Origin of the sequence: Cupriavidus laharis (assembly GCF_914271435.1) — a bacterium.
GTDB lineage: Bacteria > Pseudomonadota > Gammaproteobacteria > Burkholderiales > Burkholderiaceae > Cupriavidus > Cupriavidus laharis.
The window spans coordinates 229422-243803 of the sequence record NZ_CAJZAI010000003.1 but is presented as its reverse complement, the minus strand read 5'-3'; the positions used below and the strand labels follow the sequence as shown (position 1 = coordinate 243803).

The following is a 14382-nucleotide window of genomic DNA, read 5'->3' as shown; positions in this document are numbered from 1 at the left end:
CCCAACCATCATGACCAGAACCCCCATCCATATCGTCGTTTTCCTGGCAGGCCTGGCCGTCGTGGGCTGGATCGGCGCCGGCTACGCGGGCACCAATGCGCTGGCGCTGGCCGTCACGCTGCTGATCGGCGGCTTCTACCTTGCGGGGGCGCTCGAACTGAAGCGCTACCGCCAGGCCACGGGCACGCTGGCACAGGCCATTGCAGGGCTGTCCGAGGCGCCCGCCAGCCTTGCCGCGTGGATCGAGCCGATGCATCCGAGCCTGCGCAATGCCGTGCGCCTGCGCATCGAAGGCGAGCGCGCCCCCCTCCCAGGCCCGGCCCTGACGCCGTATCTGGTCGGCCTGCTGGTCCTGCTGGGCATGTTCGGCACCTTCCTGGGCATGGTGGCGACGCTGCGCGGCACCGGGATCGCGCTGGAAGGCGCGGCGGACCTCGATGCCATCCGCGCGTCGCTGGCCGCGCCGGTCAAGGGCCTGGGATTCGCATTCGGCACGTCGGTGGCCGGCGTCGCCACATCGGCGATGCTGGGCCTGCTTTCCACGCTGTGCCGGCGCGAACGGATCGAGACCGCGCAGGCGCTCGACGCCCGCATCGCTACCACGCTGCGCCCGTACTCGCGCACACACCAGCGCGAGGAGGCGTTCCGCCTGCTGCAGCGCCAGGCCGACGTGATGCCCGCGCTGGTCGACCGGCTGCAGGCCATGATGACCGCGATGGAACAGCAGAACCAGGCCATGTCCGAACGGCTGGCCGCCAGCCAGGCCGCGTTTCATGACCGCACCGACGCGGCATACGGCCGGCTCGCCGACTCCGTGCAGCAATCGCTGACGCAGAGCATTGCCGACAGCGCGCGCACCGCAAGCGCAGCCATCCAGCCTGCCGTGGAGGTCACCATGGCAGGCATCGCCCGCGAAACGGCGGCCCTGCACACCACGGTGACCGACGCCGTGAAGCAGCAGCTCGACGGCCTGTCGAGCCGCTTCGAGAGCACCACGGCCACCGTCGCGGACCTGTGGCAGCAGGCGCTGGCCGGGCATCAGCGCACGAGCGAAGCGCAGGCCAGCGACCTGCGCGCCACGCTTGATGGCTTTGCCCAGACCTTCGATCAACGCTCGGCGGGCCTGCTGGAAAGCGTGGCCACCCGCCTGGACGCCACGGCCGCCAGCGCCACCGAGACCTGGAACGACGCGCTGGCGCGGCAAGCCCGCATCGGCGAACAGATGGCCGGCGACCACCGGCAGGCCGTGGCAAGCGCGGCGGCGGCATTCGAGCAGCACGCTGCCTCGCTGGTGCAGGCGATGGCCCGCACCCATGCCGAGCTGAAGCAGGAGCTGTCCGCGCAGGACGCCCAGCGGCTGCAGGCCTGGGCGGAAACGCTCGGCGCCATCGCCGCGACCCTGCGCAGCGAAATGGAACAGGCAAGCGCGCACACCGCCAGCCGCCACCAGGAAATCGCCGAAGCCCTGGCGCAGACCACGCGCGGCATGTCGGCCGAAGTACGCGCGCACGCCAGCAGCACCGTCGCCGAGATCGAGCGCCTGGTGCAGGCGGCCGAGCAGGCGCCGAAGGCTGCCGTGGCGCTGCAGGAAGCGCTCGCTTCGCGCGATCAGCAACGCCTGACCGCATGGACGGAGGCACTGGCCAGCATGGCTGCCACACTGCGTGCGCAGATGGAACAGGCCAGCGCAAACGCCGCGGGCCATCAGCAGCAGATCACCGACGCGCTGGCACAGACCGCGCGCGATATTTCCGCTGAAGCGCGTACGCACGCCAGCAGCACCATCGCCGAGATCGACCGCCTCGTGCAGGCCGCCGAACTGGCCCCGAAGGCCGCCGTCGCGCTGCAGGAAGAACTGGCCTCGCGCGATCAGCAGCGCCTGGCCGCGTGGACCGAGGCACTGGCCGGCATGGCCGCGACGCTGCGCGCGCAGATGGAACAGGCGAGCGCGCAGTCGGCGGGCCGCCAGCAGGAGATCACCGAAGCACTGGCACAGACCGCGCGCGATATGTCGGCTGAGGCACGCGCGCACGCCAGCAGCACGATTACCGAGATCGACCGCCTTGTGCAGGCAGCCGAGCAGGCTCCAAAAGCCGCCGTGGCCCTGCAGGCCGAAATGGCCGCACGCGAGGCGCAGCGCATGGCCGCCTGGACCGAGACACTCGGCGCCATGGCCGCATCGCTGCGACAGGAATGGGAGCAGACGACCGCGCACACGGCCAGCCGCCAGCAGGAGATCTGCGACACGCTGGCGCAGACCACGCGCGACATCTCCGCCCAGACGCAGGCCCACGCGAGCCACACCATCGCGGAAGTCGCCCGCCTGGTGGAAGCCGCCACCGAAGCGCCGAAGGCCGCGGCCGAAGTCATCGCCGAACTGCGCCAGAAGCTCACGGACGGCATGGCCCGCGACAACGCGATGCTGGAAGAGCGCGGCCGCCTGCTGGAAACGCTGGGCACGCTGCTTGACGCCGTCAACCATGCGTCCACCGAGCAGCGCGTGGCGGTCGATTCATTGGTGTCCACCACGGCGGACCTGCTCGACCGTGTCGGCACGCGCTTCCACGATCAGGTCGAATCCGAAACCGGCAAGCTCGCGACCGTGGCCGCGCAGGTCACGGGCAGCGCCGTCGAGGTGGCCAGCCTGGGCGAGGCGCTTGGTGTCGCCGTGCAGATGTTCAGCGAGTCCAACGACAAGCTGATGGCGCACCTGGAGCGCATCGAGACCGCGCTGGACAAATCCATGGTGCGCAGCGACGAGCAGCTTGCCTACTACGTGGCGCAGGCGCGCGAGGTCGTCGACCTCAGCATGCGCTCGCAGAAGCAGGTGCTTGAAGACCTGCAGCAGCTTGCCGGACAGCAGGCATCCAACTCAGAGGCGGCATGAGGGACGAGGACATCGACGCAGGCGTCGAGCCGTCGGTGCCGACCTGGGCCGTCTTTGGCGACCTGATGTCCGTGGTGCTGGGGGCGTTCGTGCTGATCCTGCTGGGCGTCATCGGGGCGCAGATGGAGCTCACGTCCAGGCTGGAGAAGGAAGCCAGGCAGCGCCAGGAGGAAATGCAGCGCCGCGAGAGCCTGGAAAAGGCGCTCGCGGCACCGCTGGCCGCCGGCCGCGTGACGCTGGTAAACGGCCGCATCGGCATCAATGGCAGTGTGCTGTTTGCGCTCAATTCGGACCAGCTTCAGCCACAGGGCCGTGACGTCCTGAAGAGCCTGGCCGGGCCGCTGTCGGCTTACTTGCGGGCACGCGACGAGATCCTGATGGTGAGCGGCTTTACCGACGACCAGCAGGTGCGGGAAGGCAACCGCCGCTTTGCCGACAACTGGGAACTGTCCGCCCAGCGCGCGCTGACGGTGACCCGGGCGCTGATCGATGCGGGCATCCCGGCCGCTTCCGTGTTCTCGGCCGCGTTCGGTGCCGAGCAGCCCGTGACATCGAACGCCGACGAGGCCGGCCGCGCCAGGAACCGGCGCGTGGAAATCGCCCCGGTGCCGCGTGTGTCGATGGGAACGGCAAAACCCCATGGGTAGCGGCGTGGTGCACGACACCCTAGCCGCCTGGCGCGAGAGCGGCGCCGACCGCGTGGACCCGGTCCGGTTCCGCCTCATCGAAGCGATGGCACGGCGCGCAGCGGCGCACAGTGGCGATGCACGCCGCCTGCTGGATGGCAGGCTGTCGGAACTGGTCAGAGCCTACGGCGATGCCATGGAACGCGCCACACGTCAGGGCGATGCTCCTGGCAGCGCACCACCGCCGCGCCCATCCGCGCGCGGCGCGCTGGCCGACGTTGTCGACTACATCGCGAGCCAGGCGCATTTGCCGGAGGTCACCCATTCCCCGGGCGCGGCAGTGCCACGCGGCACGCCGCGCATAGAGCCGAAGCTGATCGACTACTTCCGGGATACCTGGACCCGGGTCAGCGCCAGCCAGCAGTTGCAGCAATCGCTGGCACGGGTGCCCGAGCATGCGGGGCCGCTCAATTCCAGCCATCTCGTGCATCGCTCGCTGACGCTGATGCGCGAGATGTCGCCCGCGTATTTCGAGCAGTTCCTGTCGTACGTGGATGCGCTGACGTGGCTGGAACAGATGCATGGCGGCGCCGCGGCTGTCAAGGAAGCACCGCGCGCTGGCGTTGTGAAGAAAGCCGTTCGCGGCAGGACGCGCAAGTAAGGAGCTACCGCAGTAATCGGCGGCTGAAGCCGCCCCCGGGTGTACGGACGTACACGCACGGGGCGGCGTTCCGTGCCGGAATGTGCACCGCGCCGTTCAATCCAGCGTAATTCCCTCCCGCTGGATCACCGCCCCCCAGCTCGCATCTTCCTTCTCGATGCGCTTCGCGAACGTGGCGGAGTCGATCATCACCACATCGCCCTGCTGCCCCAGCGCCGCCTTCGCCTTCGCATCCTCCAACACCCCGCGTGTGACCGAATGCAGCTTCTGCACGATCTGCGGCGGCGTACCAGCCGGTGCGAGCATGCCGATCCAGAATGTCACGTTGAACGGCGTGAGGCCAAGTTCCTCCAGCGTGGGCACATCCGGCAACTGCGCGGGCCGGGGCGGTGAACGGCGAAAATGCTAAGCGCCGGTCACGCCGTTCCAGCGTGGCCGGCGTCGTGACACTTACTCGACCGCGATCCCCTTCTCGCGGATCACCTTGCCCCACTTGGCGTAATCCTGGCGGATGCGCTGGCCCATCTGCGCTGGCGCCTGGTAACTGGCGATGGCACCGGCCTTCAGCAGCTTGTCCTGGACTTCCTTGTCGGCAAGGATCTTGCCGACTTCGGTCGAGACACGGTCCACGATGTCCTTCGGCGTTCCCGGCGGCGCCAGCAGGCCACCCCACGACACCGCGTCATAGCCCTTGAAGCCTTGCTCGGCGATAGTCTTGACGTCCGGCAGCATGGCCACGCGCTGCGGCGAACCGACAGCGATGGCGCGCAGCTTGCCGGCCTGGATGTGCGGCAACGCGGCAACGAGATCCGCGTACATGATGGGCACCTGGCCGCCGATGGTGTCGCTGATCGCGGGCACGCCGCCTTTGTACGGCACGTGCTGCATCTCGAAGCCGCCCATCTGCTTGAGCAGTTCCATGCTCAGGTGGCCGAAGCTGCCGGCGCCAGAGCTGGTGTAGTTGAGCTTGCCGGGCTGGGCCTTGGCCTGCGCGATCAGCTTCGGCAGGTCCGTCACGTTCGGCAGCAGCGTGGGGTTGACCACGACCACGATGGGCAGGTCATAGACCGTGGCTACCGGCGTGAAGTCCTTGGTTGTGTCGTAGCCGGCCTTCTTGTACAGGTACGGCGCCAGCAGCGTCGGCGTGGCCAGCATCATGAACGTGTAGCCGTCCGGCGGGCTCTTGGCCACCTGCGCGGCGGCGATCGAACCCGATGCGCCGGCGCGGTTTTCCACCACCACCGGCTGCTTGAGGGCCTCGGCCAGCTTCTGGCCGACGATGCGCGAGGCGGTGTCCGTGGGGCCGCCCGGCGGGAACGGTACGACCAGCTTGATCGGCTTGCTCGGCCAGGCCTGGGCGAACGCGCTGCCGATCAGCAGCGGTGCGGCGGCCAGGGCCAGGATGGCACGGCGCCGGGAATGGACCATACGGGTGAAATGTTTGATGCGCACTTTGTTGTTCCAATTTAAGTCAGTGCAAGGTCTCCATTGGGCCCCCTTGCCAGGCCTGCCGCGCAGACGCGCATGACGTCCGCACGGCGCGAATGCTCAGGCGTTGCCCGGCGTCTCCGGCAGCGTCAGCACGCCGCGCGCCTGCAGGTCCTGCAGTTGCTCGTCGCTCATCGCCAGCAGGTTCTGCAGCACGGCGCGCGTGCCCTCGCCCAGTGTGGGCGGCGCGTTGCGGATCGGCAGGCGCTGGCCGTCGATGCGGTACGGCGGCGCGAACACATGCGTGGTGCCGGCCACCGGGTGCGGCATCTCGCGCAGCAGGCCACCCTGGCGGGTCCGCTCGCTGGTCAGCGCTTCATGCAGGCCGGCGACCTTGCCGCACGGGATACCGCAGGCCGTCATGCGTTCCAGCAGCAGGTCGCGCTTGAAGCTGCGGATGAGGCCGGTGATCAGCGGGGTCAGCGTCTCGCGGTTCTTGGCGCGCTCGACATTGGTCGCATAGCGCGGATCCTCGACGATGTCGGGACGCTCGACGACCTGGCGGCAGAACTTGTCGAACTGGCTGTTGTTGCCCACGGCGATGATCAGCGGACCATCGGCGGACTCGAACATGCCATAGGGCACGATCGACGGATGGGCGTTGCCATAGCGCGCCGGGTCGTGGCCGAGCAGCATCGCGTCCAGGCCGTAATAGCCGGTGACCATCACACCGCAGTCGTACAGCGCCATCTCGATCAACTGGCCCTTGCCCTTGCGTTCGCGGCGGAACAGCGCCGCCAGCACCGCCTGCGCGGCATACATGCCGGTCATCAGGTCCACCACGGCCACGCCGAACTTCAGCGGCGGCGTGTTCGCTTCGCCGTTGAGCGCCATCAGCCCCGCCTCGCCCTGGATCACCAGGTCGTAGCCAGGCCGCTTGGCCTCGGGGCCGCTGCTGTTGTAGCCGGACACCGCGCAGTAGATCAGCTCGGGCTTGATGGCCTTGAGCTGCTCGTAGCCCAGGCCCAGCTTCTCGGCGCCGCCGGTCTTGAAGTTGTGGATGACCACGTCGAACTGCGGCAGCAGGTCGTAGACGATCTGCACGCCTTCCTTGCTCTGCAGGTCGAGCGTGATGGACCGCTTGTTGCGGTTCATGCTGTTGAAGTACGTGGTCTCGGTCTTGCCGATGCGCATGCCCCAGTCGCGCGTGTCGTCGCCGCGGCCCGGGTGCTCGACCTTGACCACCTCGGCGCCGAAGTCGGCCAGGACCTGGCCGCACAGCGGCCCCGCGAACACGCGCGACAGGTCCAGCACACGCACTCCCTCCAGCGGGAAGTCGATGCCCTGGGATGATTCCGTTGTGGTTTGCATTGCTTGTCTCCATGGGCTGCGGCGAGGCAGGGTTGGCCTCGCCGCAATGAACTACTGTGGCCAGGCGGGCGTCATTCCCCGCGCCATTCAGCGTGCCTGGTTGAGGCTGGCGAAATCCTTGCCTTCGGCCACCAGCTTTTCCAGCAGCGGCGCGGGCTTCCAGAACAGCGGGTCTTCCTTGGCAAAGGTCCGGATATCTTCCAGGATCTTCGGCAGGCCAACCATGTCCGCATACTTCATCGGGCCGCCGCGGAAGCGCGGGAAGCCGTAGCCGGACAGGAACGTCACGTCGACATCCAGCGGACGCAGCGCGATGCCCTCTTCCACCACCTTGGCGCCTTCGTTGACCATGGCCGCCATGTAGCGGCGCATGATTTCCTCGGCCGTGAACTTGCGCGGTGCGATGCCCTTCTTCTGGCGCTCGGCGTCGACAATGGCCAGCACTTCAGCGTCGGGCTGGCCGACGCGCGCGCCTTGCGGGTACAGGTAGAAGCCACGGCCGGTCTTCTGGCCGAACCAGCCACGCTCGCAGATGCGGTCGGCCACTTCGACATAGCGCGCGTTCGGGTCGCGCGTGGCGGCGCGGCGCTTGCGCGTGGCCCAGCCGATGTCGCCGCCGGCCAGGTCGGTCACCTGGAACGGGCCCATCGGGTAGCCGAAGCCGCGCACGGCCTCGTCGATCTCATAGGGGCTGGCGCCGTCTTCCATGATGTAGTCGGCGGCCTGCTTGTAGACGGCCAGGATGCGGTTGCCGATGAAGCCATCACAAACGCCCGCGCGCACCGGGATCTTCTTCATGCGCCTGGCGAGTTCGAACGCGGTCACCACCACGTCGGGGCTGACCTTGGCCGGCACCACGATCTCCAGCAGCTTCATGATGTTGGCCGGGCTGAAGAAGTGCAGGCCGATGACGTCCTGCGGGCGCGAAACGCTGTTGGCAATCGCGTCGATATCGAGATACGAGGTATTGGTGGCGAGCACCGCGCCGGGCTTGCAGACACGGTCCAGTTCCTGGAACACGGCCTTCTTGACTTCGATGTCCTCGAACACGGCCTCGATCACCAGGTCGACGTCGGCAATCGCTTCATACGACGTGCTGGGCGTGTAGCGCGACAGGATCGCGGCCTTGCCTTCCTCGGTCATGCGGCCCTTGGCGATCAGGCCGTTGTAGACCTTCTCCACGTTGGCCTGGCCGCGCGCGATGGACTCGGCGTCACGCTCGATCATCACCACCGGCAGGCCGGCGTCCAGTGCGGCCACGGTGATGCCCGCGCCCATGGTGCCGCCGCCGATCACGCCGACGCGGTTGAGCGCGCGCGGCGCGGCGCCGCGCGCTTCGGGCACCTTGGCGGTTTCGCGCTCGGCAAAGAAGGCGTGGACCAGGCCCGCGCGCTGCGGGCTGTTCAGGCATTCGACAAACAGCGCGCGCTCGCGCACCAGGCCTTCGTCGAACGGCAGTTCCACGGCGGCGCGCACGCACTCCACGATCTTCAGCGGCGAGAACAGGCCGCGGCTCTTCTTTGCGGTATCAGCCTGCAGCGCATCGAGTTCGGCCAGCGCTGCGGCCTTGTCCGCAATGGCAAGGTCGCGCGTGCGGCGCAGCGGTGCACCCTGCTTGAGCAGTTCGTTCACATAGGCCAGGCCCGCGGCCACGGGGTCATCGCCTTCGGCGAGGCGATCGACCAGGCCGGCGGCCTGCGCCGCCTTGGCCGACAGGTGCTTGCCGCTCAGCATCAGCTCGGCGGCTGCTTTCACACCCATCAGGCGCGGCGCGCGCTGCGTGCCGCCGGCACCGGGCAGCAGGCCCAGGTTGACCTCGGGCAGGCCCAGTTTCGCGGCAGGCAAAGCCAGGCGATAGTGCGCCGACATGGCAACCTCCAGGCCGCCGCCAAGCGCCGGACCATGGATGGCGGCCACCACGAGCTTGCCGCTCGCTTCGATCTGGTTGCAGACCTCGGGCAGCGACGGCGGCATCGGCGGCTTGCCGAATTCGCGGATGTCAGCACCGGCGATGAAGGCCTTGCCTTCGCCCACGACCAGCACGGCACGCACGCCGGCATCGGCCTCCGCCTGCTCGATCGCCTGCTTCAGGCCCTGGCGCACGGCCACGCCCAGCGCATTAACCGGCGGATTGCAGATGCTGATCACCTGCACGTCGCCGTGGCGAACAGCGCGAACGACGGAAGCTTCGTTGGTCATGGTTGTCTCCGGTTGAGGTCAACCTGGCATTTTGCCTCGATAAACTGGCTATACAATCCCAATAGACGTTGACAAAATGTTAAACATAATTTGACAAACCAGCATTCACAGCGTGGGCATGGGGCCTAAACCTGGCGGAAGAGCGACCTGGGGGCCACTCGAAGGTGCCGCAAGGACGCTGCCACGCCAGGCCACCATGCGTTGATACGGTACATCAGTCCTCCGTTGCGCTGAAGGCGGAAGCCGACGAGCCGCGATCGAGCACACCATTCCGCCCCGGTCGTCGAGCGAGTTTCAGCCGGCAAAATTTTTCTGCGTCGCAGAATGACGTGTCTTGCGTGTTGGCCTATAACCGCTCCTACAGGTTTCATGTGACGAAAGCCTGGCAAGGAGACAACCGGCGTGACCACCCCGAGCACCTCGCTGCAGAAGGCTTGCCGCCTGCTGCGCGCGCTGACCGATGCCCGTAACAGCCGCCTGACCGACCTGGCGAATGCAGCCGGCGTCGACAAGGCGTCGGCGCTGCGCCTGCTGGAAACGCTGGTGGCAGAAGGCATGGTGCAGCGCGACCCGGCCACCAAGGCGTTCATGCCCGGCCCGGAATGGCTGACGCTGCACGCCACCACCGTGCAGCGCACCGACCTGCGCCCGCTCGTGCGCCCCGCGCTGATCCGGCTGGCCAATGCCTTCCAGGACAGCGCCATCCTGTCCGTGCCCAGCGGCTGCGAATCGGTCTGCATCGAACTGCGGCTGGGCACCTTCCCGATCCGCGCCAATTACCTGGACATCGGCAGCCGCCGGCCGCTGGGCATCGGCGCGGGCAGTCTGGCGCTGCTGGCCGCGCTGCCCGACACTGAGGTGGAGGCCGTGCTCGACGGCATCGCTCCGGCCATGCGCCGCTATCCGCGCTTCGGCCGGCCCATGCTGCTGGGCCATGTGCAGGCCACGCGCGAGCGCGGCTACGCGGTGCTGCTCGATGTCGTGGTCGAGCGCATGGGCGGCATCGCCATCGCACTGCCCGGCCCCGACGGCTACCCGCTCGGCGCGATCAGCATTGCCGCGCTCAATGAACGCATCACCGACCGCGAAGCCGCCATGGCGCGCGCGCTGCGGCGCGAGGCCGACGCCATCTGCCAGACCTGGCGCTCCCGCGCGGGTGCTACCCCCGACCCACAACGAGAACGGCCGGCCGCCCGGCCCCGCACGCGAGAGGAGGCATGACATGCGCTGGAAGCAACGTCCGCAAGGTTCCAACTGGGGTGATTTCGGGCCCGACGACCAGCTCGGCCGCATCAACCTGATCGGCCCCGAGCAGGTCGTAAAGGGCGCGCGCGAGGTGCAGGCCGGCCTCAGCTTCTGCCTGTCGCTGCCCCTGGACTATCCAGGCGGCAACAAGTTGAACCCGCGCCGCCATCCCCCGGTTCTGCGCCCGACCTTCCGCGACGACATCCCGTACGTGAACTTCCCGCTGGCCAAGGTCGACCCGGCCGCCACCGACGTCATCAGCGACGACCAGGTGCTGCTGTGCCTGCAGTACAGCACGCAGTGGGACGCACTGGCACACGTGGGCGCGCTGTTCGATGCCGATGGCGACGGCAGGCCCGAGCGCGTCTACTACAACGGCTACCGTGCCAACGAGCATATCGTCGGCCCCGTGGACTATGCCGAGGACGACCACTTCGCCGCCCATCCGTGCGGCCACGACCACAGTGCCGCGCAGGCACTGGGAATCGAGAATTTTGCGGTCAAGGGCATGCAGGGCCGCGGCGTGCTGGTGGACCTGGCGCACACCTTCGGCATGGATTTCCGCAATGTCGGCTATGACGACCTGATGCGAGCCATGGACGCCACCAAGGCCGAGGTCGAGCCCGGCGACATGCTGCTGCTGCGCACCGGCTTTGCCGAGGTGGTGCTGTCGATGCAGCGCCAGCCCGACGAAGCGGTGCTGCACCATAGCTGCTGCGCACTCGACGGGCGTGATGACCGGCTGCTGCAATGGATCACCGATGCTGGCATCGCGGCGCTGATCGCCGACAACTACGCCGTCGAACGCTATCCGGCCCGCCCCGCGCCCGATGGCGACAAGCGCCACCCGCTGCTGCCGCTGCACCACCACTGCCTGTTCAAGCTGGGCCTGCCGCTGGGCGAGCTGTGGTACCTGCGCGAACTCGCCGACTGGCTGCGCGCCAATGGCCGCACCCGCTTCCAGCTCACCGCGCCGCCGCTGCGCCTGCCGGGCGCGGTGGGCTCGCCGGTAACACCGATCGCCACAGTCTAGCCGGGACCAGAACCACCACAAGGCAGTCATGCCGCCCAGTTAACCACAGTCGTTCCCGCGTAGGCGGGAACCCAGTGACTTCATCCCCGAAGGGGACGTGAAAGACCCTGGATTCCCGCCTTCGCAGGAACGACAGTGGTGGTTGATGCCTTTTCCAGAGGAGACACCATGAAGCATCGTCTTTCGATCCGCCGTCGGGCCGCCAGCATCTTCGCCGTGGCCGCCGCGCTTGCCTGCGGCGCCGTACAAGCCCAGCCCAAAGCAGCCATCTCCAATGATGAGGTCAAGATCGGCATGCTGCTCGACATGAGCGGCCTGTACGCCGACGTCACCGGCCGCGGCAGCGCCACCGCGGCGCAGATGGCTATCGACGATTTCGGCGGCAAGGTGCTGGGCAAGAAGATCGAGCTCGTGGTAGTCGATCACCAGAACAAGGCCGACATCGCCGCCAGCAAGGCACGCGAATGGTATGACACGGGCAATGTCGATGCCATTCTCGACGTAGCGGCATCCGCACCGGCGCTGGCCGTGCTGGAAGTGGCCAGGCAGAAGAACCGCATCGTGGTGTTCTCGGGCCCGGGCAGCGAGCGCATCACCAACGACCTGTGCACGCCGGTGTCGGTGCATTACGCGTATGACACCTACGCGCTCGCCAATACCACCGCGCGCGCCATGGTGCAGCGTGGGGGCAAGTCGTGGTTCTTCCTGACCGCCGACTACGCCTTCGGGCACACGCTGCAGGATTCCGCCACCGCGGTGATCAACGAAACCGGCGGCAAGGTGCTGGGCGCCGCGCGCCACCCGATTGGCGCGAGCGACTTCGCCTCATACCTGCTGCAGGCACAGGCCAGCAAGGCCCAGGTGGTAGGCCTGGCCAACGCGGGCGGCGACACCGTCAACGCCATCAAGGCAGCGTCGGAATTCGGCCTGACCCGCAACGGCACGCAACGCATGGCCGGCCTGCTGCTCTACATCAACGATATTCACGCGATCGGCCTGAAGACGGCGAGCGGGCTGGTGCTGACCGAGGCCTTCTACTGGGACATGAACGACGCCACGCGGGCCTGGTCGCGGCGCTACTTCGAAAAGGTGAAGAAGATGCCGAACATGAGCCAGGCAGGCGCCTATTCGTCGGTCATGCACTACCTGAAAGCCGTGCAGGCCGCCGGCACCGACGAAACCGCGGCCGTGATGAAGAAGATGAAGTCCATGCCGATCAACGACTTCTTCGCAAAGAACGGCCGCATCCGCGAAGACGGCCGCATGATCCACGACATGTACCTGTTCGAGGTGAAGAGCCCGGCGGAGTCCAAGTATCCGTGGGACTACTACAAAGTGCTGGCGACCGTGCCGGGTGACCAGGCTTTCATGCCCGTGTCGAAGTCGCAGTGCCCGCTGCTCAAGCACTGACATGGCGAGCAAGAGCTATATACGCGGCACCGGCAATACACGCTTCGGCCGCCTGGAGGGCAGCACGCCGCTGACGCTGATGGCGCAGGCCGCCGATGCCGCACTGGCCGATAGCGGGCTGGCACGTGCGGACATCGATGGTGTGCTGTGCGGTTACGCCACCACGCTGCCGCACCTGATGCTGGCCGACCGCTTCTGCGAGTACGCCTCGCTCACGCCGGCCTATGCGCACGGTGTGGCCGCGGGCGGCGCCACCGGCGGCGTGATGGCGATGCTCGCGCACGAACTGGTGCGCGCCGGCCGCTGCCGCCACGTGCTGGTGGTGGCCGGCGAAAACCGGCTCAGCGGCCAGAGCCGCGACCAGTCGATCCAGACGCTGGCGCAGGTCGGCGAACCGCATGCCGAGGTGCCAAACGGCGCCTCGGTGCCGGCCTACTACGCGCTGCTGGCCTCGCGCTACCTGCATGAAGCGGGCATGGATGCCGATGCGCTGTCGGGCTTTGCCGTGCTGATGCGCGAGCATGCCGCCAGCCATCCCGATGCGCATTTGCGTGAACCGCTGTCGCTGGCCGACGCGCGTGCAGCGCGCGCCATCGCCACGCCGCTGCGCCTGTCGGATTGCTGTCCGATCTCCGATGGCGCAGTCGCCGTGGTCGTATCCGCCGAGCCCGGCCCCGGCACACCCGTGCGCATCGCCGGCGCGGGCCAGGCGCACCGGCACCAGCACCTGAGCGCGATCGACGACGTCATGCAGACCGGCGCCGCCGACGCGGCGCGGCGCGCGTTTGCCGAGGCAGGCGGCGGCGTGGACAGCATCGACTACCTCGCGATCTACGACTCGTTCACGATCACGCTGGTCATGCTGCTGGAAGAGCTCGGGCTGGCCGAACGCGGGCAAGCGCACGCGCGGCTGCGCGCGGGCGACTTCGGACGCGACGGGGCGCTGGCACTCAACACGCACGGCGGCTTGCTGGCCTTCGGGCACTCGGGCGTCGCCGGTGGGCTGATGCACCTGGCCGAGGCCGCGCAGCAGCTCGCCCGCCGTGCCGGCGCACGCCAGACCGGCACGCGCCGGCGCGTGCTGTTCCATGCCGATGGCGGCGTGCTGTCATCGCACGTCAGCCTGGTGCTGGAGGCCATGCCATGACCCATCCCTACACCACCGGCCTGGACGCCGGCGTGGTGCGCTACCAGTGCTGCGACGACTGCGGAGCCTGGCAGCCGCTGGAGCGCCATGCCTGCCGTGCCTGCGGCGGCCGGCAGTTGCGCTGGCGCGATGCCGGCGGACTGGCCACGGTCCACGCTGTGACCGAGATCAGCCGCGCGCCGGACGAAGCCTTTCGCGCACTCGCGCCCTACACGCTGGTGCTGGCCACGCTCGACGAAGGCCCGCGCGTGATGGGCCATGCCGAGCCCGGCGTGGCCATCGGCGACCGGGTGCGGGCAGGCTTCCTGCGCTTCGGCGAAGGCACGCTGCTGCGTTTCCGGCGCGAGTAGCGCGACCTCTGGCGCCTTGCCGGCA

At 68.1% G+C, this 14382-nt stretch carries 12 protein-coding genes; 8 read left to right on the top strand and 4 right to left on the bottom strand.

The features are described 5' to 3' along the window. Positions 1 to 10: 10 nt before the first annotated feature. Genes LDO29_RS08365 through LDO29_RS08355 form a run of 3 tightly spaced genes read left to right on the top strand, consistent with a single transcriptional unit; the run spans position 11 to position 4174 of the window. Positions 11 to 2887 (top strand): DUF802 domain-containing protein, encoded by a 2877-nt coding sequence (locus tag LDO29_RS08365; protein WP_224079326.1) that lies wholly within the window; start codon positions 11 to 13, stop codon positions 2885 to 2887. Next, positions 2884 to 3534: an OmpA family protein gene (locus LDO29_RS08360; protein ID WP_224079325.1), complete on the top strand. Its 651-nt coding sequence runs from the start codon at positions 2884 to 2886 to the stop codon at positions 3532 to 3534. Before LDO29_RS08365 ends, LDO29_RS08360 begins: the two co-directional genes overlap by 4 nt. After that, a complete protein-coding gene (locus LDO29_RS08355) occupies positions 3527 to 4174 on the top strand; it encodes a DUF2894 domain-containing protein (protein ID WP_224079324.1) in 648 nt (215 codons plus the stop codon). The genes LDO29_RS08360 and LDO29_RS08355 overlap by 8 nt, the downstream gene beginning before the upstream one ends. Positions 4175 to 4270: 96 nt before the next feature. Here the strand turns inward: LDO29_RS08355 and LDO29_RS08350 are convergent, their stop codons facing one another. The 4 genes from LDO29_RS08350 to LDO29_RS08335 form a co-directional block, all read right to left on the bottom strand. Beyond that, positions 4271 to 4546, bottom strand: a complete 276-nt coding sequence (locus LDO29_RS08350) for a tripartite tricarboxylate transporter substrate-binding protein (protein ID WP_224079323.1) — start codon at positions 4544 to 4546, stop codon at positions 4271 to 4273. A 78-nt stretch (positions 4547 to 4624) separates the two neighbouring features. After that, a complete protein-coding gene (locus LDO29_RS08345) occupies positions 4625 to 5602 on the bottom strand; it encodes a Bug family tripartite tricarboxylate transporter substrate binding protein (RefSeq protein WP_224079604.1) in 978 nt (325 codons plus the stop codon). Positions 5603 to 5722: 120 nt separating this feature from the next. Then, entirely contained in the window at positions 5723 to 6973 is a 1251-nt protein-coding gene (locus LDO29_RS08340) for a CaiB/BaiF CoA transferase family protein (protein ID WP_224079322.1), read from the bottom strand. A gap of 87 nt (positions 6974 to 7060) precedes the next feature. Next, on the bottom strand, positions 7061 to 9172 hold the full coding sequence (locus LDO29_RS08335) for a 3-hydroxyacyl-CoA dehydrogenase NAD-binding domain-containing protein (protein ID WP_224079321.1): 2112 nt from the start codon (positions 9170 to 9172) through the stop codon (positions 7061 to 7063). A gap of 402 nt (positions 9173 to 9574) precedes the next feature. Here LDO29_RS08335 and LDO29_RS08330 point away from each other — a divergent pair, with 402 nt between their 5' ends. The 5 genes from LDO29_RS08330 (at position 9575) to LDO29_RS08310 (ending at position 14357) form a co-directional block, all read left to right on the top strand. Continuing rightward, entirely contained in the window at positions 9575 to 10393 is an 819-nt protein-coding gene (locus tag LDO29_RS08330) for an IclR family transcriptional regulator (RefSeq protein WP_224079320.1), read from the top strand. Between the two features lies 1 nt (position 10394). Beyond that, a complete protein-coding gene (locus LDO29_RS08325; protein WP_224079319.1) occupies positions 10395 to 11450 on the top strand; it encodes a cyclase family protein in 1056 nt (351 codons plus the stop codon). Positions 11451 to 11618: 168 nt separating this feature from the next. Continuing rightward, the gene (locus tag LDO29_RS08320; protein ID WP_224079318.1) at positions 11619 to 12860 is read left to right on the top strand and encodes an ABC transporter substrate-binding protein; all 1242 of its coding nucleotides are present in this window, start codon (positions 11619 to 11621) and stop codon (positions 12858 to 12860) included. Between the two features lies 1 nt (position 12861). Beyond that, on the top strand, positions 12862 to 14007 hold the full coding sequence (locus tag LDO29_RS08315) for a thiolase family protein (protein ID WP_224079317.1): 1146 nt from the start codon (positions 12862 to 12864) through the stop codon (positions 14005 to 14007). Next, positions 14004 to 14357, top strand: coding sequence for a Zn-ribbon domain-containing OB-fold protein (locus tag LDO29_RS08310; protein WP_224079316.1), 354 nt, complete (start codon positions 14004 to 14006; stop codon positions 14355 to 14357). Before LDO29_RS08315 ends, LDO29_RS08310 begins: the two co-directional genes overlap by 4 nt. Positions 14358 to 14382: the final 25 nt, after the last annotated feature.